Source organism: Stenotrophomonas sp. 24(2023) (assembly GCF_030913365.1).
Taxonomy (GTDB): Bacteria; Pseudomonadota; Gammaproteobacteria; order Xanthomonadales; family Xanthomonadaceae; genus Stenotrophomonas.
In genome coordinates this window covers 3,358,816-3,383,866 of record NZ_CP133160.1, presented here as the reverse complement: position 1 = coordinate 3,383,866, position 25,051 = coordinate 3,358,816, and the positions used below count along the sequence as shown (strand labels likewise).

Sequence of the window (25,051 nt, the reverse complement as noted above, 5' to 3'; positions counted from 1 at the left end):
CTGCACCCGCACAGCCCGCGCTGGGGCGTGCTGTCCCGTTCACTGGCCGCCATCCTGGGCGGCTACGCGCTGGCGTCGATGACGTCCGTGTTCTGCGCGGTGGCCCTGCCGATGGCGCGCGGCCAGGCCGTGCTGACCGGCATGCTGGTCGGCATTGTCGTGGCCGCCTGCGCCGCGCTGTGGGCCTTCGCCACGCGCAGTGCCCTGCGTGCCTGGCTGGGCATCCTCGTTCCCACCCTGCTGCTGGCCGGCATCTCGCGGCTGCTGGGGGCCTGGGCATGAAGAACGGATTCCGCCAGTCGATGGCGTGGCTGCACACCTGGACCGGCCTGGTGGTGGGCTGGCTGCTGCTGCTGATCTTCATGGCCGGCACGGCCAGCTACTACCGCGAGGAGATCAGCCGCTGGATGCGCCCGGAACTGCCACGCAGCACGGTCAGTACCGATGAAGCCGCGCAGCGCGCCGTCGATTACCTGCTGGCCAACGCCGGCCAGGCCGAAAACTGGTTCGTGACCCTGCCGCAGCCGCGCAACCCGGCCATGCAGATGTTCTGGCGGCTGCCGCCGGACCAGGTGGACCCGGAAAAGGGCCGCCGTGGCGGCTTCGGCGAGGCCACCCTGGACCCGAACAGTGGCCAGCCGCTGCAGGCCCGCGAAACCCGCGGCGGCGATTTCTTCTACCGCCTGCACTTCGACCTGCACTACATCCCGGTGGTGTGGGCACGCTACCTGGTGGGCTTCTGCGCGATGTTCATGCTGGTGGCGATCATCACCGGGGTTATCACGCACAAGAAAATCTTCAAGGACTTCTTCACCTTCCGCAAGGACAAGGGCCTGCGTTCGTGGCTGGATTTCCACAACGTCAGCGCGGTGATGGCCCTGCCCTACCACGCCATGATCACCTATACCGGCATCGTCACCCTGATGCTGATGTACCTGCCTTGGGGTGTGCAGGCGGTCTACCAGGACGATCGCAACGCCTTCTTCGCCGATGCCATCGGTGGCATGCCGGAGTTGAGTGCACCGGCCGAAGGTCGGGCGGCCCCACTGCCGCTGCACCAGTTGCTGGAGGCCGCGCGCACGCGCTGGCACGGCATCGAAGTGGCTGGCTTCACCGTAGCCAACCCGGGCGCGGCCAACGCCGTGATCGACATCCGCCAGCGCGACGGCAAGCGCCTGTCTATCGACACCCCGGCGCTGCGCTATGACATGGTCACCGGCGCGCTGCTGGCCGAAACGCCGGCGTCCGGCGGCGCCACTGCGACACGCGGGGTGATGTACGGGCTGCACCTGGCGCGCTTCGCCGACTGGGGCCTGCGGGCGCTGTTCTTCCTGTCCGGCCTGACCGGCTGCCTGATGGTGGCCAGCGGCGTGGTGCTGTGGGCGGTGAAGGAACGGCCCAAGCATGCCAAGAGCGGGCGCACCGGTTTCGGCCTGCGCCTGGTCGATGCGCTGAACATCGGCGCAGTGGCGGGCCTGCCGATCGCGTTCGCCAGCTATTTCTGGGGCAACCGGCTGCTGCCGCTGGGCCTGGCCGAGCGTGCCGACGCGGAAGCCAACGTGTTCTTCTACGCTTGGGGTGCCGCACTGCTGGCGGCGTTCCTGTGGCCGAAGCGGATGATGTGGGCGTGGCAGCTGTACCTGGGGGCCGCGCTGTTCGCCCTGCTGCCGGTGCTCAATGCGCTGACCACCCACGCGCATCTGGGCGTGACCTTGTTCAATGGTGATGGGGTGCTGGCCGGCTTCGACCTGTCGATGATCGCCTTCGGCGCGATGCTGGCCCTGTGTGGCTGGCGCATGCAGCGCTGGACGCCGCCGCTGAGTGCTGCCGAGAAGAAGCGCCTTGCCGCTGCGGCCACCGGCAAGGTGGCTGCGCCCACGGAGGCCGGCGCATGATGCTGCTGGCCCTGGGCGTGACGTTCAGCGCGTTCACTGCGTTGTCGTTGGCAATGGAAAAGCACCAGCAGGACCTGCATGGCAAGGCTGCGGCCTCGCCCCGGCGGCGCACGGCCTGGCGCGTGCTGGGCTGGCTGCTGCTGGCGCTGACCTTTGCCCTGTGCGTGGTCGACCATGGCTGGGCGATGGGCCCGGTGCTGTGGCTGGGCACGCTGACCGTGGCCGGGATCGGGCTGGCGTTCGGGCTCTATCCCTACCGGCCTGCGTGGATCGCGCCGCTGGCGATCGTGTTGCCGGTGCTGGGGGCGGTGGCCGCGTTGGTGTGATGCAGGGAGCCGCGGGGGGTCTGATCCACGCATGGCGTGGATCTACCCGGGCTCATCCACGCATGGCGTGGATCTACCAGAGCCCATCCACGCGTGGCGTGGATGGACGGGGGCGTGCCGTTGCCGGGGTCAGCCCAGGCGCTTCAACTCCCACGCGCGGTGGATGCGGGCGTTGCGCTCGAAATCCGGGCCGATGGTGCGCGCGGTGATCTCGCGGCACTGGGCGAACTCGGCGATGGCGTTCTCTTCCAGCTTGAAACGGCGGAAGTTGTTGGAGAAGTACAGCACGCCGCCCGGTGCCAGCCGTGCGACGGCCGCGCGCAACAGGCGCAGCTGTTCGCGCTGCACGTCGAAATCCTCGGCACGGGACGAATTGGAGAACGTCGGCGGGTCACAGAAGATCACGTCGTACTGGCCTTCATCGGCTTCCAGCCACGCCATGGCGTCGGCCTGCACCAGCAGATGCTGGTGGCCACCCTGCCCGTTCAACGCCAGGTTGTCGTAGCACCACTGCAGGTAGGTGGCCGACAGGTCCACGCTGGTGGTGCTGGCCGCACCGGCCACTGCCGCCTGCACGCTGGCCACGCCGGTGTAGCAGAACAGGTTCAGGAAGCGCTTGCCCCGCACATGTTCGGCCATCATTTTCCGCAGCGGCCGGTGGTCCAGGAACAGGCCGGTATCGAGGTAGTCGAACAGGTTCACCTGCAGCAGCGCGTGGTTCTCGCGCACCATGATGAACTCCTCGCGCTGCTCGAAGCGGCCGTACTTGCTGCCGCCCTTGCCGCGCTCGCGCGATTTCATCGACACCTGCTCCGGCGGTACGCCGAACACCTCGCGTGCCGCCGCCAGCAGTTCGTTGCGGCGGCGACGCACGTCGTTCTCGGGAATCGCGGCCGGCGCGGCGTATTCCTGCACGTGCAGGAAGGTGCGGCGCTTGCCGCCGTCTTCCTCGTACACGTCAATGGCGGCCGCGTACTCGGGCAGATCGGCATCGTAGGCGCGGAAGCAGGTGATGTCCTCGCGCGCGCGCCAGCTCTTGAACTTCTTCAGGTTCTTGCGCAGGCGGTTGGCCACCATCTGCGCGCCTTCACTCAGTTCGCGCGGCTGCGCCGGATCACGGCCGGGCACGGCGATGGGGTCGCAGACGATCAGCGCACACTCCAGCGCGCCGTTGAACATCTGGTACTTCTTGCCGGCGCGCAGGCCGGTGGCGAAGGCCAGTTCGTCGTTGCCGCACAGCAGGCTGGCGCGCCACTGCGGCACTGCCTTCTGCAGCGCGTTGCCCAGCGCGCGGTACAGCGCCGGATCGGCCGCCAGGCGCTCGTCGTAGGGCGGGTTGCAGACCACCGCGCCGATTTCCTGCTCCGGTGCAGCCAGGTCGGCCACGTCGGCACGCGTGAAACGGATGGCGTGGGCCACGCCGGCCACTTCGGCATTCTCGCGGGCCGCGGCAATCGCGGTCGGGTCGATGTCGCTGCCGTGGATGACCGGCTTCAGTGCCGCCAGGCCGGCAGCCTCGCGCTCACGCGCTTCGACCAGGATGGCCTTCCAGCCGGCCTTGTCGAAGCCCAGCCAGCGGCTCGGCGGCAGGCTGCCATGGCGCATCAGGCCAGGGGCCACGTCGGCGGCCATCAGCGCGCCTTCGATCAGCAGCGTGCCGCTGCCGCACATCGGGTCCAGCAGGCCGCCACCGGCGGCGTGCAGGCGCGGCCACTGCGCGCGCAGCAGCAGCGCGGCGGCCAGGTTTTCCTTCAGCGGGGCCTCGTGGGCGGCACCGCGCCAGCCGCGGCGATGCAGTGGGCCACCGCCCAGATCGATCGACAGCGAAGCACGGCCCTTGCGCAGCGACAGGTTCACGCGCACGTCGGGCAGGTCGGTGTTGACCGAGGGACGCTCCAGGCCTTCATCGCGCATGCGGTCGACGATGGCGTCCTTGATGCGCTGCGCGGCGAAGCGGGCGTGGGTGATCTTGTCACCGGACACGTGCGCGTCCACGGCCAGGGTGTGCTCGGGCAGCAGGTGCTCGTGCCAGGGTTGCGCACGAACGCCGTCGTACAGCGCCTGCTCGTCGGGGCATTCGAATTCGGCGATCGGCCACAGCACGCGGCTGGCCAGGCGCGACCACATCACGATCCGCTGTGCCTGTGCCAGTTCGCCCTCGGCGTTGACGCCGGCGATGGTGGCGGTGGCCTTGGCCAGGCCGAAGGCCGACAGTTCATCGGCAAGCAGGTATTCCAGGCCCTTGGCGCAGGAGACGAAGAATTTCACGGGATCGGTTCGCAGGTGGTCGGGCACGGCAGGCAGCCGGGCCATTCGGAAGGGAGGGCCGTGGGCACGGCCGGCAGGCCCGCGCCGGGGGCGGCGGGGCTGCCATTGTAGTCAATGCGGGCCGGCCTGCCGTGCAGGCCGGGCCCGATCAGGGCCTCACAGGCGCTGCAGCAGCTGCGCGAAGGCCTGTGCGGAGGCGTCCACGTGGTTGGACAGGCGGTGGCCATCGTCCACCAGCAGCAGCGGCAGCGAGCGCTGCTGCGCCCAGGCGATGACATCGGCGGCCGGGATCAGTTCGTCATGCCAGGCATGGACGATGCTGGTGGGCACCCGGGCGACCTCCAGGGCCGGCATCGGGCCCATGGTGGTGGGCGGCACCATCAGGAACAGCCCGGCCACCGGCACCTGCAGCGAGGCGATGGCCGAGATGTAGGCGCCCAGGCTGGAGCCGGCCAGCACCACCGGGCCCTGCGCCGCTGCGGCGGCCGCGCGCTCGACCAGGCGCTGCAGGCGCGCCGGCACGTCGCCGACGCGGCTGACCGCGCTGAGCGCGTCCAGGTCGGTGTAGTCGGGGCGTTCGTGGGTCCAGCCCAGGCGCTGCGCCACCTCGGCCAGCGCGGTCACCTTGGTGGCGTCCGGGCCGCTTTCAAAGCCGTGGGACAGGATGCAGTGGCCGCGGCTCATGCCCGGCCTCCGGCGCGGTGGCGGGAAACAGAAGGAAGGTCCATGCGCCAATGCTAGCATCGCCACCATGTCCTCCCTGCCGCTGCCCGGGCTGCACGTCCAGCCCCTGCCCTACCACGACCTGCTGCCCGAACGTGCCGCCGAGGCGCTGCAGATGGTGGTCATCCACTGCACCGAACTGCCCGACCTGGCCATGGCCCGCGAGTACGGCGAGCGGGTGCTGTACCCCAGCGGCGCCGGCAACAGCGGCCACTTCTACATCGACCGCGACGGCAGTGTGCTGCAGTACGTGGCACCCGAACGCGTGGCCCACCACGTGCGTGGCCTCAACGCGCATACGGTGGGTATCGAACTGGTCAACACCGGGCGCTACCCGGACTGGTTCGACAGCCGCCACCAGGCCATGGACGAGCCGTACCCGGAGGCCCAGCTGCAGGCACTGGAACAGCTGCTGCTTGCGCTGGTGGCACGCTACCCGTCGTTGCAGCAGATCGCCGGGCATGACCAGCTGGACCGGGAGCAGGTGCCGGCCAGCGACGACCCGGGCCGGCAGGTGGCGCGCAAGCGTGATCCGGGGCCGCTGTTTCCGTGGGCACGCATTCTGGCGGCGGTGCCGTTGCAGCCGGTGGAATGAGCGGCAGGCCGGGCGACGTCAATGTCAAAAGCGGGCTGTCGTGGGTTGGCGCGGCGGTGTGGATGAATGTCAAAACGATCGGAAGCGGCTTTTCCGGTAGATCCACGCCATGCGTGGATGAAGGTCGAATCGATCCGCCCCCGCGCGGCTCACGCGCCGGTGGCGACCGGGCGGCTGCTGTCGCTGACCCAGCCGCTCCACGAACCGGCGTACAGGCGCGCACCGGACAGGCCGGCGCTTTCCATCGCCAGCAGCAGGTGGCAGGCGGTCACGCCGGAACCACACATCAGCACCACGCGCTCGGGGTCCTGGCCACCGATCACCGCCTGCAGTTCGGCACGCAGTTCCTGCGCATCGCGCAGGCGGCCGGCGGCCACGTTCAGCGCGAACGGCCGGTTCACTGCGCCGGGCACATGCCCGGCCACCGGGTCCAGCGGCTCTACCTCACCACGGAAACGCTCGCCGGCGCGCGCGTCGACCAGCCAGCCCGGGGCATGCTTCAGGCGCGCACTGATCTCCTCGGCGCTGGCCACCTGGGCGGTGTCGAACCGTCCCGGGTACGGCGGCAGGGCCGGCACCTGCGGCAGACCGGTCTGCAGCGGCTGGCCGGCGGCCTGCCAGGCCGCCAGGCCGCCATCGAGCACGGCCACGCGGGTATGGCCCAGCAACCGCAGCAGCCACCACAGGCGCGCCGCGGCCATGCTGCCATCACTGCCGTCATAGACCACCACCTGCGTTTCCGGGGCGATGCCCCAGCGGCCCACCGTCGCGGCGAAGGCATCGCTGTCCGGCAACGGGTGGCGGCCATGGCCACTGCGGTCGAGATCGGCCAGGTCGCGGTTGAGGTCGGCGTACACCGCGCCCGGCAGATGGCCGGCGGCGTACTGGCCGCTGCCGGCCTGCGCATCGGCCAGCGAGAACCGGGCATCGACCACGCGTACCGCCGTGCTGGCCGTCGCCCGCGCGTCGACCACGCGCAGTGCAGGCGACGACAACGCCGCCGACAACGTGGCGACATCGACAAGCGTGGTCCAGGGCGGATCGATCAGGCTCATTGCACGTGCTCCAGGCGGCGGCGCAGGTTGTAGAGGATGGCGGCGGTGGCGCCCCAGATGCGCTGGCCGGGCCAGCCGTACTCCAGCACGTGGCGCACGCGCCCGCGATGGGTGATTTCCACCTGCCGCAGACTATCCGGCGACATCAGGTAATCCAGCGGGACTTCAAAGACTTCCGCCACTTCGCTGGGCTGCGGCACCGCCACGAAATCCGGATCGACCACCGCCACCACCGGGGTGACGCGGTAGCCGGTGATGGTCACGAACGGGTCCAGGTAGCCCAGCGGCTGCACCTGCGTCGAGGACAGTGCGATTTCCTCCTGGCTTTCGCGCAGCGCTGCGGCCAGGGCATCGCGATCACCGGGTTCGGTACGGCCACCGGGGAAGCCGACCTGGCCACCGTGCTGGCGCAGCGTTTCGGTACGCCGGGTGAGGATGACCTGGGCGCCACCGGCACGCGGCACGATGCCGGCCAGCACCGCCGCTTCCACCGGCGGGCCAGGGGGCAACAGGTCGATCAGCTCGCTGCGGTTCCAGCCGTCGCCGGCCGGTGGCTGGGCCAGCGGGTGCAGGGCCTGCAACAGGCGGTCATGGTCGGCCAGCGAGCCGCGCAGCGACTGCTGGAGCTGCTCGCGCAGGGGCAGCACGCGCTGGACGATGTGGCGGCGCTCGCTGTCGCTCATCGACGACCACCGCGCGATCTCATCGATATGCCGCCCGCAGCCGGTACACAGCCGGTTGCGGTCCAGCTGGCACACTCCAATGCAGGGACTTGCCACAGCACGCGCGGGTTCTTCCGTAGTTTGCACCCTGCAACAGTAGCGCGAATGACCGGTCTTGGGGACGGTTGCGACAGTGGGCGCGACAGTGCGGCAGCGGCCGGGCGATTGCGACGGTGAAGGCCTGCCTCGGCGGCGGGTTGCGGAAACAGAAACGCGCCGGTGGAAACCACCGGCGCGTTTGTTTTCACTGCTTGGATTACTTGACGCTGACCAGCTTGATTTCGAACTGCACAGCCACGTTCGGCGGGAACGGGGTGCGCGGGTCGGCACCGTAGGCCTGGTCCGGCGGCAGGGTGACTTCCCACTTCGAACCGGCCGGCATCTGCAGCAGGGTCTCGCGCATGGCCTTCATTTCGACTTCGCTGACCTTGATCGACGGAATCTGCTGCGCCGGGCGCGCTTCTTCCGGACGCTGGCCGTACGGGAACGGACCGGCCACTTCCAGCTGCACGGTGCTGGCCTGGGTCGGCTTGGCGCCCTTGCCGGCTTCGATCACGCGGTACTGGACGCCGCTCGGCAGCGCCTGCACGCCGGCCTTGGCCTTGTTCTGCGCGATGAACTGGTCGCTCTTGGTCTTGTTGTCGGCAGCAGCCTTGTCGTATTCGGCCTTCGCCGCCTGGGCACGGCCCTGCTCACGCTTCTGGAAAGCTTCCACGGCCGGCTTCAGCTGCTCGGCGGTGATCGCCGGCTGCTTCTTGGCGTAGGCATCCTGCAGGCCCTTGACCACCGAGTTGATGTCCAGCTGCTCACCGCGACCGGTCAGCTCCGCCAGGTTGTTGCCGTAGTCGTAACCGAAGTAGTAGCTCAGCTTGCCCTTTTCGGACGAAACGTCCTGGGCGAAGGCATTGCCCGTCAGGGCCAGGGCCGCGACGGCGACCGCGATAGAACGCAACTTCATCAAACTTATCTCCAGGGGTGGTAACTCAGGGACGTTCTGCGCCGCCCTGAGGCGACGGGTTAGGATAGCCGCCGCAACGTCAGACCGCTACTAACGACGCACGCTAAGACCGGCGGGCGTTCCCAGAGTTCAATATCACTTATTTTTAACGTTCCAGGAGCTTCCGTGGCCGACACCCCTGCCGCCTCCCCTGTCTCGGTTTCCGACGACGGTGCCGTGCGCACCGTGACCGTCCAGCGCCCGGACAAGCTCAACGCGCTCAACGCCGCGACCCTGCAGGCGCTGGCCGATGCCTTCGAGGCCGCCGCCGCCGACCCGGCCGTGCGCGTGGTGGTGCTCACCGGTGCCGGCCCGAAGGCGTTCGTGGCCGGCGCGGACATCGCGGAAATGAACGGCCTGAGCGCCGTTCAGGGACGTGATTTCTCCCTGCTGGGCCAGGCGCTGATGTGCCGGATCGAACGCATGCCCAAGCCCGTGCTTGCCCGGATCAACGGTTTCGCCCTCGGCGGTGGCCTGGAACTGGCCATGGCCTGCCACCTGCGCATCGCCGCCGATACCGCCAAGGTCGGCCAGCCGGAAATCAACCTGGGCCTGATCCCCGGATTCGGCGGCAGCCAGCGCCTGCTGCGCCTGTGCGGCCGCGCGGCCACGCTGGAGCTGTGCCTGCTGGGCGCGCCGATCACGGCCGAGCGTGCACTGCAGCTGGGCATCGTCAACGACGTCGTTCCGGCCGATGCGCTGGACGCCCGCGTCGGCGACATTGCCGCGCAGTTGGCGCGGTCGGCACCGCTGGCGCTGCGCGGCCTGCTCGATGCGGTCCACGTCGGTGGCGAATGCAGCCTGGATGCCGGCCTGGAATACGAGAGTGCACAGTTCGGCCTGCTGTTCGCCACCGAGGACATGCGCGAGGGCACCAGCGCCTTCCTGCAGCGCCGCCCCGCCACCTTCCAGAACCGCTGAGCCGATGGCCACTCGACCCAACCCCGCCGAACTGCTCGCGCGGGTCCAGGCAGACGACCTCGATGGTGCCCTGCAGGCCGGCCTGATGGAGTACCGCGCCAGCGACGACGCCCGCCCTGCCCTGTCCAGCGCGCAGGTGCAGTGCCTGCTGCAGGCGCAGCTGCAGCTGCAGCGCGCCTGGCAGGCCCGCGAGCGCTATCGCGCGCGCGCGGTGCGCCTGGCCCGCCGTGAGGCCGAGCGTGATGCGCGCCGCGCCCCGGCCCCGGTACGCGGCGGCCCGCCGGCGGCACTGCCCCCCGCCGCTGCCGCCATCCTGGCCCGGGCCAAGGCCCGCGCCGCCGGCAGGGACAGCTGATGGCCACGGCAACGAAGAAAAAGGCCGCCGGCACCGCTGCGGCCAAGCCCCGTGCACGCCGGGTGGCACGCATGCCGCGCGCGGACGTGGTGGAGATGTTCACCCGCCTGCGCGAACTCAACCCGCACCCCAGGACCGAACTGGAATACAGCACCCCGTTCGAGCTGCTGGTGGCGGTAACGCTGTCGGCGCAGGCCACCGATGTGGGCGTCAACAAGGCCACCCGTCGCCTGTTCCCGGTCGCCAACACGCCGGCGGCGATCCTGGCCCTGGGCGAGGACGGACTGAAGCGCTACATCGCCACCATCGGCCTGTTCAACGCCAAGGCAAAGAACGTGATCGCCACCTGCGCCCTGCTGCTGGAGCGCCATGGCGGTGAGGTGCCGCGCGATCGCGAAGCGCTGGAGGCGCTGCCCGGCGTGGGACGCAAGACCGCCAACGTGGTGCTCAACACCGCCTTCGGCGAGCCGGCGATGGCGGTGGACACGCATATCTTCCGCGTGTCCAACCGCACCGGGCTGGCGCCGGGCAAGAACGTGCGCGAGGTCGAGGACGGGCTGCTCAAGGCCATCCCGGCCGAATTCCTGCTGGATGCGCACCATTGGCTGATCCTGCACGGGCGTTATGTGTGCAAGGCGCGCAAGCCGGATTGCCCGGGCTGCGTGGTGGCCGACCTGTGCCGCTTCGCGGACAAGACCCCGGCCGCAGACTGACACCGCTGCCGGCACCTGCGGAAACAGCGACGGCGGGCACAGGGCCCGCCGCCGGTACTGCATCAAACGTGGTACGACCGCGGATCAGAACGACAGGTCGCCCCAGACGCCGAATTCCTTGGTCTTGTCGTCCTTGGTGGCCGCATTGGCCAGGTGCGTGTACTTGTACACCGTGGACAGCTTCAGGTTCTTCATGACCGGGAACTCGACGCCGACGTTCCAGTACTTGTCGCTCAGGGTCGGGTCCAGGGTCTTGCTGACGTCGGTGTCATCGTAACGACCGAACACGTTGATGCCACCGTCGGTCACGCGCACGCTGCCCCAGACCGACCAGCCGCTGGTCTTGTCGGTGGCCACGGTCAGCACGTTGTTGAGGTTCTTGGCCTGGAAGTACTCACCGCCCAGGCGGAAGTTGCTGTCGGCGTAGGCCACCATCGCATCGGCGCGGGTATAGGTGTTCTGCGCGTCGAGGATGTCGGTTTCCTTGCCCAGCTTGCCGCTGTAGCCACCGACGGCGACCACGAAGTTCTCGTTCGGGGTGTAGGCCACGCGGCCTTCCACGTCCATGCCCTTGCTGCGGGTCGGGTTCTTGTAGCCGTTGCCGCTGACGACGGACACGGCATAGTTGAAGTCGCTGCCCAGGTTGCCGAAGCCATGCACACCCCAGTCGGAGGAGTTGCCGTACTTCAGGCGGTCGGTCAGGGTGTTCTCGACATAGCGCATGCCGTAGAACTTCTCCACGTACGGGATCCACGGCATGTCGGCCGCACCGACGCGCAGGTTGAAGGCCGGGTTGAAGCTGCCCTGTACGTAGGCCTTCTTGACGAACAGTTCGGTGTTGCCGATCGCCGAGCTGTACTGGAAATCGGTGGTCAGGTTGGCCGACCAGATGTCATTGAACTTGTGGTCGACGGTGAGGTAGAAGCGCTTGACGTCCAGGCCGTTGCCGCTGGCGGCGGTGTCCTTGCCGTTGCTGGTCTTGTCGATGTTGGTCAGGTCGAAGAACATGCGACCGCCGATCTTGTTGTCATTGACCAGCTTGGCCAGCTTGTCCACGCTGGTCTGGGTCTTCTGCGCACCTTCCAGGGCCTGGGCCTGGGTGATGTTCACTTCGGACTGCGCGTCGGACTGCGCCTGCAGCGCCTGCGAATCGTTCTGCAACTGCTGTACCTGGGCCTGCAGCGCCGCGATCTGGGCCTGCAGCTGCTGCAGCTGTGCCTGGGATACGCCCGTGCTGGCGGGGGCTGCGAAGGCGTCGGCGGAAACCAGACCGAGGCTTGCAACAACCGCGGCGGCGAGCAAATGGGAACGCATTTTGGATCTCTCCAGAGGGTTGGAATGGCTTGGGCAGAACGCCGCGCCGGGGGCCCGGTCAAGCGTTTTGCGAACGTTCCGTTAAAACCATGACAGTCAGGCGACAGCACGGTGACAACATGGAGACCGCAGGCAGATTTCGTCTGCCGGTCATCGCCACGTCGTAAATTCATATGTCGGGTGTATCGGCACCTGCCGCAGCGGCATCGTCGTGTATCGCGCGGTATCGGCATGCACGGGCAGGGCGCGCGGGATCCCCCCGGGGGAAATCCCGGTGCCTGCCGATGCCGCCCCCCGCTGCGGCGGCATCGACAGGCGCCACCGACGGTGCCTACGGCACGTTGCGCAGGCATGACAACCGGTGAAGCACGTCACGAAGGCGCTGTCACGATCGCGTCATACAACGGACCTTGCGCTGTCATCGAACCGTTATGGAATGTGCGCCGGGCGGGAACCCCGCACCTTCATCAACCCAGGAGCCACTCCGTGATCCGTTCCTTCAAGTCGCGCATCGCCATTGCCGTCTTCGCCGCGTCCACCGCGTTTGCCGCCAATGCCGCAGAAATCACCGGCGCCGGCGCATCGTTCATCTACCCGGTGATGTCCAAGTGGTCGGCCGACTACAACGCCGCCACCAGCAACAAGGTGAACTACCAGTCGATCGGTTCGGGCGGCGGCATTGCCCAGATCAAGGCGAAGACCGTGGACTTCGGCTCCTCCGATGCCCCGCTGAAGCCGGAAGAACTGGCCGCTTCGGGCCTGGCCCAGTTCCCGTCGGTCATCGGCGGCGTGGTGCCGGTGATCAACGTGGCCGGCATCGCCCCGGGCGCGCTGAAGCTGGACGGCACCGTGCTGGCCAACATCTTCCTGGGCAAGATCAAGACTTGGAACGATCCGGCCATCGCCGGCCTGAACCCGGGCCTGAAGCTGCCGGACGCCAAGATCACCGTCGTGCACCGCTCGGACGGCTCGGGTACCACCTTCAACTTCGTCAACTACCTGTCCAAGGTCAGCCCGGAGTGGAAGAGCTCGGTCGGTGAAGGCACCTCGGTGCAGTGGCCGGCCGGCATCGGCGGCAAGGGCAACGAAGGCGTGGCCGCCTACGTGAAGCAGATCAAGGGCGGCATCGGCTACGTCGAACTGTCCTACGCGCTGCAGAACAAGCTGTCGTACACCGCGATGAAGAACGCCGCCGGCAAGATCGTGCAGCCGAGCGATGCGTCCTTCGCCGCCGCCGCCGCCAGCGCCGACTGGGCCGGTGCCAAGGACTTCTACCTGGTCATGACCAACGCCCCGGGCGCCGAGTCCTGGCCGATCACCGCCACCAACTTCATCCTGGTGCACAAAAAGCCGAAGAACGCCGCCAACGGCAAGGCGACCCAGGACTTCTTCCGCTGGGTCTACAAGAGCGGCGGTGCGCAGGCCAAGCAGCTGGATTACGTGCCGCTGCCGGACTCGCTGGTCAAGCAGATCGAAACCTACTGGTCGCAGAACCTGAAGTAAGCCACCCGGCACAACGGGCACGGGGCCGGCGGGACTCTCTCCCCCGCCGGCCCTCGGGGCGCGGAACCCTTCACGGGTGCCGCGCCCTTCTGCGTTGCGGCCCGGCGGCCCCGGGCCTGCGGCCGCCAGCCCCGGCCAACCCCCGCCAGCACCTTGCCGAGCGTGGCGGGAAGCCCGTGGAACCTGGATGGAAACGTGATCCACGGCACTGCTGTCATGGACGTCATACGGCTGTAACAAAAACATCATTTCATAGCCGCATCCGCCGGCGACGCCGGTACTTCCCCGCTATGGAGTGACGCATGAAACTGCACTCGGCCGGCCTCGCCGCCCTTTCCCTGGCCATCGCCCTGGGCCTGTCGGCCTGCGGTGGCGACAAGCAGGCCGCCCAGCAGCCGGCAGCCGATGCGGCGGCAGCGCCGGCCCAGGCCGGCGCCAAGGTCACCGCTGAAGTCTCCGGCGCTGGCGCCTCGTTCATCTTCCCGCTGGTGTCCAAGTGGTCGGCCGACTACAACACCGCCACCGGCGCCAAGATCAACTACCAGTCCATCGGTTCCGGCGGCGGCATCGCCCAGATCAAGGCCGGCACGGTCGATTTCGGTTCCTCCGACAAGCCGCTGGGCAGCGAAGAGCTGGCCCAGGCGGGCCTGGCCCAGTTCCCGTCGGCCATCGGCGGCGTGGTGCCGGTGGTCAACATCGACGGCCTGGAAGCCGGCAAGCTGCGCCTGACCGGCGCGCTGCTGGGCGACATCTTCCTGGGCAAGGTCAAGACCTGGAACGACCCGGCCATCGCCGCGGCCAACCCGGGCGTGAAGCTGCCCGATGGCAAGATCACCCTGGTGCACCGCTCCGATGGTTCGGGCACCACCTTCAACTTCTCCAACTACCTGTCCAAGGTGAACCCGGAGTGGAAGGCCAAGGTCGGCGAAGGCACGTCGGTGCAGTGGCCGGACGGCGTCGGTGGCAAGGGCAATGAAGGCGTGGCCTCGTACGTGAAGCAGATCAAGGGCTCGATCGGCTATGTCGAACTGGCCTATGCCCTGCAGAACAACATGCCGTACACCGCGCTGCAGAACGCGGCCGGCACCTGGGTACAGCCGAGCGCGGACACCTTCGCCGCCGCGGCCGCCAGCGCCGACTGGGCCAACGCCAAGGACTTCAACCTGGTCATCACCAATGCCCCGGGCGAACAGGCCTGGCCGATCACCGCGACCAACTTCATGCTGATGCAGAAGCAGCCCAAGGACGCCAAGCGCAACCAGGACACGATCGCCTTCTTCAAGTGGGCCTTCGAAAGCGGCCAGGCCCAGGCCAACGAGCTGCACTACGTGCCGCTGCCGGCCGACCTGGTCAAGCAGATCGAAGCCTACTGGGCCACCGAGCTGAAGTGATGCAGACCCCGGTGCCCGCCTCGTGCGGGCACCGCTCCCTGTGGAACGCCTCACCCTGCCCTAGCCTGGACCCGCCGTCCTCATGAATGCCATCGCCCAGCCTGTAGCCGCCCCGTCCACGCGCGACGCGCGTGATGCCCGCAACGACAAACTGTTCCGATGGGTGCTGGTCGGCACCGTCATCTTCGTCCTGATCGCCCTGGCCTGCGCCGCACTGTCGATGCTGTGGGGTGGCCGCCATGCCCTGCAGATGCAGGGCCTGAGCTTCTTCTTCTCTTCCGACTGGAATCCGGTCGAAAACAAGTTCGGCGCCCTCGCCCCGATCTACGGCACCCTGGTCACCGCGTTCATCGCGATGGTCATCGCCGTGCCGGTCAGCTTCGGCATCGCCTTCTTCCTCACCGAAGTGGCACCGCGCTGGCTGCGTGGCCCGGTCGGCACCGCCATCGAGCTGCTGGCCGGCATTCCCTCCATCATCTACGGCATGTGGGGCCTGTTCGTGCTGGTACCGGTGATGACCGAGTACGTGACCCCCTTCCTCAATGAAACCCTGGGCGAATGGCCGATCATCGGCCCGCTGTTCCAGGGCCCGCCGCTGGGCATCGGCATGCTCACCGCCGGTTTCGTGCTGGCCATCATGGTCATTCCGTTCATCTCCTCGGTGATGCGCGAAGTGTTCCTGACCGTGCCGACCCGCCTGAAGGAATCGGCCTATGCGCTGGGGTCCACCAAGTGGGAAGTGAGCTGGGACATCGTGCTGCCCTATACCCGTTCGGCGGTCATCGGCGGCATCTTCCTCGGCCTCGGCCGCGCGCTGGGTGAAACGATGGCCGTGGCCTTCGTGATCGGCAACAGCGTGCGCCTGTCGCCGTCGCTGCTGGAACCGGGCACCACCATCGCCGCGCTGATCGCCAACGACTTCGGTGAAGCCACCGAAACCTACCGCTCGGCCCTGCTGCTGCTCGGCTTCGTGCTGTTCATCGTCACCTTCGTGGTGCTCGCCATCGCCCGCTTGATGCTGCTGCGCCTGTCCCGCAAGGAGGGCAACTGATGTCCACCACCGCTGATTCGCTGTACCTGCGCCGCCGCATCGGCAACGTCATCGCCATTGCGCTCAGCTGCGCCACCGCGCTGTTCGGGCTGTTCTTCCTGGGCTGGATCCTGTTCACCCTGGCCGCCAAGGGCCTGGCCGGCATCAACCTGGACCTGTTCACCAAGATGACGCCGCCGCCGATGCAGCAGGGCGGCCTGGCCAATGCCTTCTTCGGCAGCGCGGTGATGTGTGCGCTGGCGATCGGCATCGGCACCCCGCTGGGGGTGCTGGCCGGCACCTGGCTGGCCGAGTACGGCAACGCCCGCAAGGCCGGCACCGTGGTCCGCTTCGTCAACGACATCCTGCTGTCGGCCCCGTCCATCGTGCTGGGCCTGTTCGTCTACACGCTGTACGTGATGCAGACCGGCGGCAATTTCTCCGCCTTCGCCGGTGCCCTGTCGCTGGCCTTCATCGTGCTGCCGGTGGTGGTGCGCACCACTGACGAGATGCTGCGCCTGGTGCCCTCGCAGATGCGCGAAGCCGCCCTGTCGCTGGGCATCCCGCAGTGGAAGGTGATCGTGCAGGTGCTGTACCGCAGTGCCTCGGCCGGCATCATCACCGGCATCCTGCTGGCGCTGGCCCGCATTTCCGGTGAAACCGCGCCGCTGCTGTTCACCGCCTTCGGCAACCAGTACTGGAACAACAACATCTTCCAGCCGATGGCCTCGGTGCCGGTGGTGATGAACCAGTTCGCCGGCAGCCCCTACGAATCCTGGCAGGTGCTGGCCTGGGCCGGTGCGCTGGTGCTGACCGTGTTCGTGCTGCTGGTCAGCCTCGGCGCCCGCGCCATCCTGCTGCGCAACCGTATCTCCCATGACTGACATTTCCGCGGACATCGCCATGAACGATCTTTCCAATGCCGTGCCGATGCAGCGCATCGCGGTGCCGGCCTCCCATGAATCGCTGGCCACCCCGTCGCCGGTCAAGCTGGCCGCCCGTGGCCTGGACTTCTACTACGACAAGTTCCATGCGCTGAAGGGCATCAACCTGGAGATTCCGGAAAAGCGCGTGACCGCGCTGATCGGCCCGTCCGGGTGCGGCAAATCGACCCTGCTGCGCATCTTCAACCGCATCTACGCGCTGTACCCGAAGCTGGAGGCGCGCGGCGAAGTGCTGCTCGACGGGGAGAACATCCTCTCGCCGAAGTACCCGATGAACCGCCTGCGCAGCAAGGTCGGCATGGTGTTCCAGAAGCCGGTGCCGTTCCCGATGACCATCTTCGAGAACGTGGCCTATGGCATCCGCCACCACGAAAAGCTGTCCAAGGCGGACATGGCCGACCGCGTCGAGCAGGCGCTGCGCCAAGGCGCGCTGTGGGACGAAGTGAAGGACAAGCTCAACCAGAGCGCGCTGGGCCTGTCCGGCGGCCAGCAGCAGCGCCTGTGCATCGCCCGTGCCGTGGCCCTGCGCCCATCGGTGCTGCTGCTGGACGAGCCGACGTCGGCGCTGGACCCGATCTCCACCAGCCGCATCGAGCAGCTGGTGGAAGAACTGAAGAACGAGTACACCATCGTCATCGTCACCCACAACATGCAGCAGGCCGCGCGCGTGTCCGACTACACCGCCTTCATGTACCTGGGCGACCTGATCGAGCACGACCGTACCGAAGTGATCTTCTCGCAGCCCAACAAGCAGCAGACCGAGGATTACATCACCGGCCGTTTCGGCTGACCGGTGCTGACCTTCCGCCACATGTCCCAGCCAGGCCTGGCCTGGCTCTACCCGGATAGCAGAACATGAACCTTCCCAACGACCACATCGTCAAGAGCTACGACGAAGAGCAGCAGCGCCTGGTGGCCGAGATCGTGCGCATGGGCGAAATGGCCGTCGCCCAGCTCGATGCGGCGATGGACGTGATCGAGAAGCGCGACGAGAACGCCGCCCACCGCATCATCGCCAACGATGAAGCCATCGATGCACTGGAACAGCAGATCAGCCACGACGTGATGCGCCTGGCGCTGCGCGGGCCGATGGCGCGTGACCTGCGCGAGATCCTGGCCGGCCTGCGCATTCCGGCCGACATCGAGCGCATCGGTGACTATGCCGCCAATGTCGCCAAGCGTTCGATCGCGCTGGGCAAGGTACCGCCGCTGCCGCAGATCCAGGGCCTGCGCTCGCTGGGCCGCCTGGCCGCGCAGCAGGTGCGCCGCGCCATCGAGGCCTACCGTGACAGCGACGCCGAAGCGGCCATCGCCCTGCGCCAGGACGATGCCCTGCTGGACGCGCAGTACACCGCGCTGTTCCGCGAGCTGCTGACCTACATGATGGAAGACCCGCGCAACATCACCCCCTGCACGCACCTGCTGTTCATGGCCAAGAACCTGGAGCGCGTGGGTGACCATGCCACCAACATCGCCGAGAACGTGTGGTTCCTGGTGCATGGCGAGGCACCGCTGCCGCCGCGTGAAAAGCGCGATGAAACCTCGGTGGCCGGCGGCATTTGATATTGCACCGCAACACCGGAGTGGACTCCAGACAGGCCGTTGCCCTTGTGGCAACGGCCTTTCCTTTTGGGGCGTGGCGAATCTCACGGAAAATTGAAGGCCCCGTGAGGATTCGTTGAGTAGGATCGCGGCACCATGTTTCCACCGGTGCTTCAACCGGTCCACGGGCAGCTGCCCACCACCCAGGAGTACGACCGATGAGCAGTTCCAACAAGACCCTGTCCCTGCTGACCGCCACCGCCCTCGCCGCCGGCTTCGGCATCAGTGCCAGCGCCTCGGCGCTGAGCATGTCCGATCTGGCCCAGGGTTACCTGGTGGCCGGCCAGGCCGCAGCGGCCAAGTCGGCCGAAGGCAAGTGTGGCGAAGGCAAGTGTGGTGCCAACAAGGGCAAGACCGCCCAGCATGGTGCCAAGGCCGGTGCCGAAGGCAAGTGCGGTGCCGACAAGGGCAAGACCGCTGAAGGCAAGTGCGGCGCCGACAAGGGCAAGGCCGCCGAAGGCAAGTGCGGTGCCGACAAGGGCAAGGCCGGCGCGGACAAGAAGGCAGCCGAAGGCAAGTGCGGTGAGAAGCACTGACGCCCTGACCGGCGTCGCCCCCTCGCAGCGGCCGCTTCCGGCGGCCGCTGCGGGACTGGGCCTGCGCCGCGGCCTGCTGCAGGACCTGCGTGATGCGCCGGCCGGCGATTTCGATTTCCTCGAATGCGCGCCGGAAAACTGGATCGGCATCGGCGGCCCGGCCGGTGATGCGCTGGCTGCGCTGAGCGAACGCCATCCGCTCACCTGCCACGGCCTGTCGCTGTCATTGGGCGGCAGCGCGCCGCTGGACACGCAGCTGCTGGCCCAGGTCGGCCAGTTCCTGCAGCGCCACCACGTGCCGCTGTACAGCGAGCACCTGAGCTACTGCAGCGATGCCGGCCACCTGTACGACCTGCTGCCGATCCCGTTCACCGAGGAAGCCGTACGCCACACCGCCGCACGCATCGCCTGCGTGCAGGACGTGCTGGGGCGGCGCATCGCGGTGGAGAACGTTTCCTACTACCTCGCCCCGGAACCGCACATGGATGAGCTGGCTTTCACCACGGCGGTCCTGGCCGAAGCGGACTGCGACCTGCTGCTGGACGTCAACAACGTCTACGTCAACGCCTGCAACCACGGCTACGACGCCGACACCTTCATCGCCGGGCTGCCGGCCCAGCGCATCGTCTGCCTGCACGTGGCCGGGCACCTGGACGAAGCACCGGACCTGAAGATCGACACCCATGGCGGCCCGGTCATCGATCCGGTCTGGTCGCTGCTGCAGCGCACGTATGCCCGCATCGGCGCACGCCCGACCCTGCTCGAACGCGATTTCAACTTCCCGCCCTATGCCGAGCTGCAGGGCGAACTGCGCACCATCCGCCGGTTGATGGCGGGCACCGCGGAGGCCTTCCATGGCTGACACGCCGGCCGGCCTGATGGCCCAGCAGCGCGCCTTCACCGCCCACCTGCGCGACCCGGACAACGTGGCCGCCCCGGCCGGGCTGGATGACCGTCGCCTGGAGGTCTACCGGCGCCTGCTGTTCAACAACGTGGCCGGGCTGCTGGGCAATGCGTTCCCGGTCTGCGTGCAGGTGCTGGGCGAGGACGGCTGGGCACGGCTGGTGCGGCGCTTCTACGCCACCCACCCGGCGCACACACCGTTGTTCCCCGAACTGCCGGCCGAGTTCGTGCAGTGGCTGCAGCAACGGGATGACCTGCCACACCCGGCGCTGGCCGAACTGGCCCACTACGAGTGGGTGGAAACCGCGCTGTACCAGCTCGACGCCGATCCGTTGCCGGCCGCGCCCCTGCTGGACCCGCTGCACGCGCCCCTGCAGCGCTCCCCGCTGGCCTGGCCGCTGCTGTACCGCTGGCCGGTACACCGGCTCGGCAGCGACGACGCGCCGGCCCAGCCGCCGGATGAACCGACCGGCCTGCTGGTGCGGCGCGACCCGGATGGCCAGGTGCGTTTTGCCACGCTCAGTCCACTGGCCGCCCATCTGCTGGAGCAGATCGGCCAGCAGCCCGGGCTGACCGGGCACGTCCACCTGCAACAGCTGGCACAGGCCCACGGCCTGCCTGCCGGTGCCCTCGATGCCGCTGGCCACGACCTGCTGCAGCAGTTCCTGCACAACGGCGTGGTCGGCGCCGCCGATCCCCCTCGCTGATCCTCCCCTTTCCCAAGGACCCCCTGATGAAGATGCCGCTCCTGGCCACCGTGCGTGGCCGGCTGGATACGTTCGCCCCGTGGCTGGCCCCGCTGGGCCTGCGCGTACTGCTGGCCTGGGAATTCTTCGAATCCGGCCGCGAGAAACTGCATGGGCAGAACTGGTTCGCCGACCTGCAGGCCGCCTTCCCCTTCCCGTTCGACCAGTTGCCGGCGGCATTGAACTGGCAGCTGGCGACCTGGTTCGAGCTGGGCGGCGCGGCCTGCCTGCTGCTGGGCCTGTGCACGCGCTTTGCCGCCATCAGCCTGCTGGTGCTGACCGTGGTCGCCACCTGGGCAGTGCACTGGCCGGCCGAATGGCACAGCCTGTCCGAACTGGCGATGGGCTATGTGATCACCGATCAGGGCTTTGGCAACTTCAAGCTGCCGGTGCTGTTCATGGCCATGCTGGTACCGCTGGTGCTGCAGGGCGGTGGCCGGCTCAGTCTGGACGCTCTGCTGGTACGGCGCGGCCGTGGCGCCAGTGTTCCGGTGCCGGGCCTGCAGGCACCGCGGTGATGCGCCTGCGGCACGGCGTGGCGCGGTGATCCTGCCAGCCGGCAGGGTCCTGCGCCCCGGGCGCACTGGCGCCCTCTGCTAGAATGCCGCAATGACCGATGCTGCCCTGCCCCCCGACGCCGCCCCCGTTCCTGCTGTACCTGCGGCGCACGGGGCCATGGCACAACGCTTCCGCGGCTTCCTGCCGGTGGTGGTGGACGTGGAAACCGGTGGCTTTGACAGCCAGCGCAACGCGCTGCTGGAAATCGCGGCCGTGCCGATCGAAATGGATGAAAACGGCCTGCTCTACCCCGGGCAGACCGCCAGCGCGCACGTGGTGCCGGCGGAAGGGCTGGAGATCGATCCGAAATCACTGGAAGTGACCGGCATCATCCTGGACCACCCGTTCCGGCTGGCCAAGGAAGAAAAGGCCGCGCTGGACCACATCTTCACCCCGGTACGCGCGGCGATGAAGAAGTACGGCTGCCAGCGCGCGATCCTGGTCGGCCACAACGCGCATTTCGACCTGGGCTTCGTCAACGCCGCCGTGGCCCGCACCGGGCACAAGCGCAATCCGTTCCATCCCTTCAGCGTGTTCGACACGGTGACGCTGGCCGGCATCGCTTACGGCCAGACCGTGCTGGCACGTGCAGCCAATGCTGCCGGCCTGGGATGGGATGCCAACGAAGCACATAGCGCGGTGTACGACACCGAACAGACCGCACGGCTGTTCTGCACCATCGCCAACGCCTGGCCACGGTGAGCATGGCGCTGGATCCACGCATGGCGTGGATCTACCAGGCTCTCCGGACCAACCGGCACCGCGAACGCTTCCATCCACGCATGGCGTGGATCTACCGGATCACCCGCACCGGGCCGCGATGCCGTTTGCGCGATTCCACGCGCTCGCCCTCATCCGATGCTCGTGCGGTCGCGGCCATCGCTCTTGGCCCGGTACAGCGCGCGGTCGGCGCGCTGGTACAGCAGCTTCGGCGTGCGGTCACTGCCATCCAGTTCCACCAGGCCCGCACTGAAGGTCACCCGCAGGCCCGCCACGCCCGCCCAGTCCGGGTGGTCATGGAACAGGCCACGCAGCCGCGCGCAGACCTGGGCGGCTTCTTCCAGCCGGGTGTCGTTGAGCAGCAGCGCGAACTCCTCGCCACCGGTACGGGCCGGCATGTCCGAATCACGGCAGGCCGACGCCAGCAGCTGCGCCACCTGCACCAGCACCATGTCACCCACGCTGTGGGTGTGGCGGTCGTTGACGTCCTTGAAGTGGTCGATGTCCAGCACCACCAGGCACAACGGGTGGCCGCTGCGCTGTGAGCGGGCGAAATCGCGGGCCAGGGCTTCGTCGAACGCACGGCGATTGGCCAGCCCGGTCAGCGCATCTTCGCGCGCCTGCCGCTCAAAGGCTTCCGCCTGCCGTGCCAGGCGCTCGGCCAGTTCGGTCTTTTCCAGGTTCAGCGCCTGCAGGTTCACGGTCTGTGTCTGCAGGTCGAAGGTCGCTTCCTTGACCCGCTGCGCCAGCCGCAGGTTGCTGTCCCGGTAACGGGTCAGCAGGAAACGGTACAGCGCCACCAGCGCGACGATGAGCAGCAGTGCGGCCAACGCCTGCACGCTGTGCCGCTGCCACCAGAACGGTTCGACGGTGAAGCGCCACACGGCTTCGTGGTGGCCCCACTCGCCCCCCGGGTGCGCCGCTGCCACGTGCAGGGTGTAATCGCCCGGGGGCAGGCCGATGAACTCCACGCTGCGCTGCAGGCCACGGTCCACCCAGCCGGTATCCAGCCCGTCCAGGCGGGTGCGGTAGCGGATGCGGTCCGAGAGCAGGTAGCTCAGGCCGACATAGCTGACAGTCAGCCGGCGCCCGCCGGGAATATGGTTGAGGTCATTGCCTTCCCAGTGCACCGGCGCGCCATCGACCTGCACGCTCTCGATGGCCGCCGGCGGTGCCAGGCGCTCACGGAAATGCTGCAGCCGCAGGGGATCGACCATGCTCAGGCCACCGGCGGTCACCACCCAGAACGTGCCGTCCTGGCGCAGCAGCGCCGAGGGGCCCGAGCTGCCGTTGGCCTGCGAATTGGCCATGCCATCGATTTCGGTGTAGCGCTCCACGCTGATGCGGGGCGCGCGCCCATCGGCCACATCGTTGAGCGCGGCCATGTCGGTACGCAGCACGCCACGGTTGCTGCTGATCCAGACGTTGCCCAGGCGGTCCGGCACCAGCTGGAACACGGTATCCACCGGCATGCCCTGCTCCAGCCCGACGCGCGACAGCCGCCCCTGCTGCCAGCGGTACAGGCCGCGGTCGCTGCTGATCCACATCGCATCGCCGATCTGCTGGAAACCGAAGACACTGCGCCCGCCCCCCAGCGGCTCCAGATCGATGTTCTGCACGGTGCCGTCGCGCAGCACCCGTACCCCCTCCACGGTGCCGATCCACAGCGCTCCGGCCGGGTCGTGCGCCAGGGCCGTGATCAACGCCCGTGGCAGGCCCGCGGTAGTCGGCACGTGCACGCCACCGGCATCGATGGACACCACGCCTTTCTGCGTGCCAGCCCATACCACGCCCCCGGCATCGACGCTGATCGCACGGATGTTGCCCCCCGGCATGCCTTCGGCGGCGCCATAGACGTGCCGCAGCTGGCCCTGCGGGCCCAACCGCAGCACGCCATCACCGAACGTTCCCACCCACATATCGCCCTGGCGGTCCTGGGCAAGGCTCAGCACGGAGGGCGGCTTGCCGCCGCTGTTATGCAGCGGCACCGGTGCGAACCGCCCGTCCGGCAGGCGCCGGTCCAGACCACTGGCACTGCCCACCCACAGCTGGCGGTCGCGGTCTTCGAACACGGTGCGCACGTAGTCGCCGCTGAGCCCATCGTGCTGGGTGTAGCTGCTGAACAAGGTCTCGCGCAGGCGGTACAGGCCCCCGTTGGCACCGACCCAGATGCTGCCTTCGGCATCCTCGCGCAGGCTCACCACCCGCCCCCCGGGCAGGTTCAGGCCCGCCGGCAACCGCTCCAGCCCGTGGCTGGAAACACGCAGCAGGCCCTGGTTCTCGGTGCCCAGCCACAGGTCGCCATAGCGGTCCTGCAGCATCGATGTCAGGTGGGTCTGCCCCGGCAGCCGGTGCACCAGTTCGGGCCGGTCGTCCTGCAGGCGGTACAGGCGCTCGCCAGCCACGATCCACACCACGCCATCGGGCGCACGGTACGGCCAGACCAGGCCGCTCCCCAGCTCCCAGCCAGCCGGCGCGCGCTTGAGCACGCCATCGGTATCGCGCACCACCAGGCCATCCAGGGTACCGACCCAGACCCGGTCCTGCGCATCGACCACCAGCTTGGTGAAGCTCAACGCCATCGGCACGCCCGCCGGCGGCGGCTCGAAGTGCAGGCTGCCATCGGCATCCAGGTGGCCCAGGCCCTTGCCTTCATACAGCAGCCACAGGCGGCCGCGGCTGTCGGTCTGCATCGCCTGGATCAGCACCTGCGGTGTACCGCTGGCGTGCTCCCAGACCTGCCATTGGCCATCACTGCCGCGCCGGCTGACATTGCCCCGCGAATCGCTGATCCACAGGCCCCCCTGCCGGTCCACCAGCAGGGCGCCAATGCCGTTGTCGCGCAGGCCCGGGCGCGTACTGCGGTCGAACACGGTGAAATCCAGGCCGTTGTAGCGCACCAGCCCTTCCCAGGTGGCGAACCACAGGTGGCCTTCCGGGGTCTGTGCGATATCACGCAGCGAGTTGTGCGGCAGCCCATTGCGCGAGGTCCACACATCAATGGCGTAGTCACGCAGCGGCGGCGGGCGGTCCTGCGCCAGCAGCGGCCCGGCCAGGACCAGCAGCAGCCACAGCAGCAGCCCCCTGGCCGCGTGGCCTGCGCCCATGCGCCTCACCGCTGCACGCGCGGCGGCCCCGCCACGGCAAGGCAGGGCCACAGGGGCGATGCAGACCGACGGTGTGCGCCGACGGGAACAGGCTGGCTCATCTGGCAGACGCTGGGGAGATCAGCGA

At 68.2% G+C, this 25,051-nt stretch carries 25 protein-coding genes; 18 read left to right on the top strand and 7 right to left on the bottom strand.

All coding sequences use genetic code 11. The features are described 5' to 3' along the window. The 3 genes from Q9R17_RS15325 to Q9R17_RS15315 are packed head-to-tail and all read left to right on the top strand — an operon-like array spanning window position 1 to window position 2,221. Window positions 1-282 carry a DUF3649 domain-containing protein gene (locus Q9R17_RS15325; RefSeq protein ID WP_308158357.1) on the top strand — a complete coding sequence of 94 codons (282 nt, stop codon included), beginning with the start codon at window positions 1-3 and terminating at the stop codon, window positions 280-282. Continuing rightward, window positions 279-1,895, top strand: coding sequence for a PepSY-associated TM helix domain-containing protein (locus tag Q9R17_RS15320; RefSeq protein WP_308155455.1), 1,617 nt, complete (start codon window positions 279-281; stop codon window positions 1,893-1,895). The genes Q9R17_RS15325 and Q9R17_RS15320 overlap by 4 nt, the downstream gene beginning before the upstream one ends. Beyond that, window positions 1,892-2,221 carry a DUF3325 domain-containing protein gene (locus Q9R17_RS15315; RefSeq protein ID WP_308155454.1) on the top strand — a complete coding sequence of 110 codons (330 nt, stop codon included), beginning with the start codon at window positions 1,892-1,894 and terminating at the stop codon, window positions 2,219-2,221. Before Q9R17_RS15320 ends, Q9R17_RS15315 begins: the two co-directional genes overlap by 4 nt. A gap of 129 nt (window positions 2,222-2,350) precedes the next feature. Here the strand turns inward: Q9R17_RS15315 and rlmKL are convergent, their stop codons facing one another. Both rlmKL and Q9R17_RS15305 read right to left on the bottom strand, forming a co-directional pair. After that, the gene (rlmKL, locus tag Q9R17_RS15310) at window positions 2,351-4,489 is read right to left on the bottom strand and encodes a bifunctional 23S rRNA (guanine(2069)-N(7))-methyltransferase RlmK/23S rRNA (guanine(2445)-N(2))-methyltransferase RlmL (RefSeq protein WP_308155453.1); all 2,139 of its coding nucleotides are present in this window, start codon (window positions 4,487-4,489) and stop codon (window positions 2,351-2,353) included. Window positions 4,490-4,645: 156 nt separating this feature from the next. Further along, window positions 4,646-5,173 (bottom strand): hypothetical protein, encoded by a 528-nt coding sequence (locus Q9R17_RS15305; RefSeq protein WP_308155452.1) that lies wholly within the window; start codon window positions 5,171-5,173, stop codon window positions 4,646-4,648. Between the two features lie 67 nt (window positions 5,174-5,240). Here Q9R17_RS15305 and Q9R17_RS15300 point away from each other — a divergent pair, with 67 nt between their 5' ends. Further along, window positions 5,241-5,807: an N-acetylmuramoyl-L-alanine amidase gene (locus tag Q9R17_RS15300; RefSeq protein WP_308155451.1), complete on the top strand. Its 567-nt coding sequence runs from the start codon at window positions 5,241-5,243 to the stop codon at window positions 5,805-5,807. 149 nt (window positions 5,808-5,956) lie between these two features. Here the strand turns inward: Q9R17_RS15300 and Q9R17_RS15295 are convergent, their stop codons facing one another. The 3 genes from Q9R17_RS15295 to Q9R17_RS15285 all read right to left on the bottom strand — a co-directional run bounded on the left by Q9R17_RS15295 (window position 5,957) and on the right by Q9R17_RS15285 (window position 8,542). Then, complete coding sequence (locus Q9R17_RS15295; protein ID WP_308155450.1) at window positions 5,957-6,862, bottom strand: sulfurtransferase; 906 nt, start codon at window positions 6,860-6,862, stop codon at window positions 5,957-5,959. Next, window positions 6,859-7,671: a CoA pyrophosphatase gene (locus Q9R17_RS15290; protein ID WP_308155449.1), complete on the bottom strand. Its 813-nt coding sequence runs from the start codon at window positions 7,669-7,671 to the stop codon at window positions 6,859-6,861. Before Q9R17_RS15290 ends, Q9R17_RS15295 begins: the two co-directional genes overlap by 4 nt. A gap of 169 nt (window positions 7,672-7,840) precedes the next feature. After that, window positions 7,841-8,542: an FKBP-type peptidyl-prolyl cis-trans isomerase gene (locus Q9R17_RS15285; protein ID WP_308155448.1), complete on the bottom strand. Its 702-nt coding sequence runs from the start codon at window positions 8,540-8,542 to the stop codon at window positions 7,841-7,843. Between the two features lie 165 nt (window positions 8,543-8,707). On the opposite strand from Q9R17_RS15285, the gene Q9R17_RS15280 reads away from it, so the two are divergent. The 3 genes from Q9R17_RS15280 (at window position 8,708) to nth (ending at window position 10,570) form a co-directional block, all read left to right on the top strand. Next, window positions 8,708-9,502 carry an enoyl-CoA hydratase-related protein gene (locus Q9R17_RS15280; RefSeq protein WP_308155447.1) on the top strand — a complete coding sequence of 265 codons (795 nt, stop codon included), beginning with the start codon at window positions 8,708-8,710 and terminating at the stop codon, window positions 9,500-9,502. A 4-nt stretch (window positions 9,503-9,506) separates the two neighbouring features. After that, window positions 9,507-9,857: a hypothetical protein gene (locus Q9R17_RS15275; protein WP_308155446.1), complete on the top strand. Its 351-nt coding sequence runs from the start codon at window positions 9,507-9,509 to the stop codon at window positions 9,855-9,857. A gap of 71 nt (window positions 9,858-9,928) precedes the next feature. Beyond that, a complete protein-coding gene (nth, locus tag Q9R17_RS15270) occupies window positions 9,929-10,570 on the top strand; it encodes an endonuclease III (protein WP_308158356.1) in 642 nt (213 codons plus the stop codon). 84 nt (window positions 10,571-10,654) lie between these two features. Here the strand turns inward: nth and Q9R17_RS15265 are convergent, their stop codons facing one another. Next, window positions 10,655-11,884, bottom strand: coding sequence for a porin (locus Q9R17_RS15265; RefSeq protein WP_308155445.1), 1,230 nt, complete (start codon window positions 11,882-11,884; stop codon window positions 10,655-10,657). A gap of 486 nt (window positions 11,885-12,370) precedes the next feature. Here Q9R17_RS15265 and pstS (Q9R17_RS15260) point away from each other — a divergent pair, with 486 nt between their 5' ends. The 11 genes from pstS (Q9R17_RS15260) to rnt all read left to right on the top strand — a co-directional run bounded on the left by pstS (Q9R17_RS15260) (window position 12,371) and on the right by rnt (window position 21,799). Then, the gene (gene pstS / locus Q9R17_RS15260; RefSeq protein WP_308155444.1) at window positions 12,371-13,387 is read left to right on the top strand and encodes a phosphate ABC transporter substrate-binding protein PstS; all 1,017 of its coding nucleotides are present in this window, start codon (window positions 12,371-12,373) and stop codon (window positions 13,385-13,387) included. 302 nt (window positions 13,388-13,689) lie between these two features. Beyond that, window positions 13,690-14,778: a phosphate ABC transporter substrate-binding protein PstS gene (gene pstS, locus Q9R17_RS15255; protein ID WP_308155443.1), complete on the top strand. Its 1,089-nt coding sequence runs from the start codon at window positions 13,690-13,692 to the stop codon at window positions 14,776-14,778. A gap of 82 nt (window positions 14,779-14,860) precedes the next feature. Next, window positions 14,861-15,829 carry a phosphate ABC transporter permease subunit PstC gene (gene pstC / locus Q9R17_RS15250; protein WP_308155442.1) on the top strand — a complete coding sequence of 323 codons (969 nt, stop codon included), beginning with the start codon at window positions 14,861-14,863 and terminating at the stop codon, window positions 15,827-15,829. Then, window positions 15,829-16,692 carry a phosphate ABC transporter permease PstA gene (pstA, locus tag Q9R17_RS15245; protein ID WP_308155441.1) on the top strand — a complete coding sequence of 288 codons (864 nt, stop codon included), beginning with the start codon at window positions 15,829-15,831 and terminating at the stop codon, window positions 16,690-16,692. Before pstC ends, pstA begins: the two co-directional genes overlap by 1 nt. Before the next feature lie 19 nt (window positions 16,693-16,711). Beyond that, window positions 16,712-17,542, top strand: coding sequence for a phosphate ABC transporter ATP-binding protein PstB (gene pstB, locus Q9R17_RS15240; RefSeq protein WP_308158355.1), 831 nt, complete (start codon window positions 16,712-16,714; stop codon window positions 17,540-17,542). A 65-nt stretch (window positions 17,543-17,607) separates the two neighbouring features. Then, the gene (gene phoU, locus Q9R17_RS15235) at window positions 17,608-18,315 is read left to right on the top strand and encodes a phosphate signaling complex protein PhoU (RefSeq protein WP_308155440.1); all 708 of its coding nucleotides are present in this window, start codon (window positions 17,608-17,610) and stop codon (window positions 18,313-18,315) included. A 197-nt stretch (window positions 18,316-18,512) separates the two neighbouring features. Then, window positions 18,513-18,890 (top strand): hypothetical protein, encoded by a 378-nt coding sequence (locus Q9R17_RS15230; protein ID WP_308155439.1) that lies wholly within the window; start codon window positions 18,513-18,515, stop codon window positions 18,888-18,890. A gap of 55 nt (window positions 18,891-18,945) precedes the next feature. Beyond that, window positions 18,946-19,752, top strand: coding sequence for a DUF692 domain-containing protein (locus Q9R17_RS15225; protein ID WP_308158354.1), 807 nt, complete (start codon window positions 18,946-18,948; stop codon window positions 19,750-19,752). Then, window positions 19,745-20,500, top strand: a complete 756-nt coding sequence (locus tag Q9R17_RS15220; RefSeq protein WP_308155438.1) for a putative DNA-binding domain-containing protein — start codon at window positions 19,745-19,747, stop codon at window positions 20,498-20,500. Before Q9R17_RS15225 ends, Q9R17_RS15220 begins: the two co-directional genes overlap by 8 nt. A gap of 26 nt (window positions 20,501-20,526) precedes the next feature. After that, the gene (locus tag Q9R17_RS15215; RefSeq protein ID WP_308155437.1) at window positions 20,527-21,057 is read left to right on the top strand and encodes a DoxX family protein; all 531 of its coding nucleotides are present in this window, start codon (window positions 20,527-20,529) and stop codon (window positions 21,055-21,057) included. A gap of 157 nt (window positions 21,058-21,214) precedes the next feature. Continuing rightward, window positions 21,215-21,799, top strand: a complete 585-nt coding sequence (gene rnt, locus Q9R17_RS15210) for a ribonuclease T (RefSeq protein WP_308155436.1) — start codon at window positions 21,215-21,217, stop codon at window positions 21,797-21,799. Between the two features lie 149 nt (window positions 21,800-21,948). Here the strand turns inward: rnt and Q9R17_RS15205 are convergent, their stop codons facing one another. Continuing rightward, complete coding sequence (locus Q9R17_RS15205; RefSeq protein WP_308155435.1) at window positions 21,949-24,924, bottom strand: ligand-binding sensor domain-containing diguanylate cyclase; 2,976 nt, start codon at window positions 24,922-24,924, stop codon at window positions 21,949-21,951. Window positions 24,925-25,051: the final 127 nt, after the last annotated feature.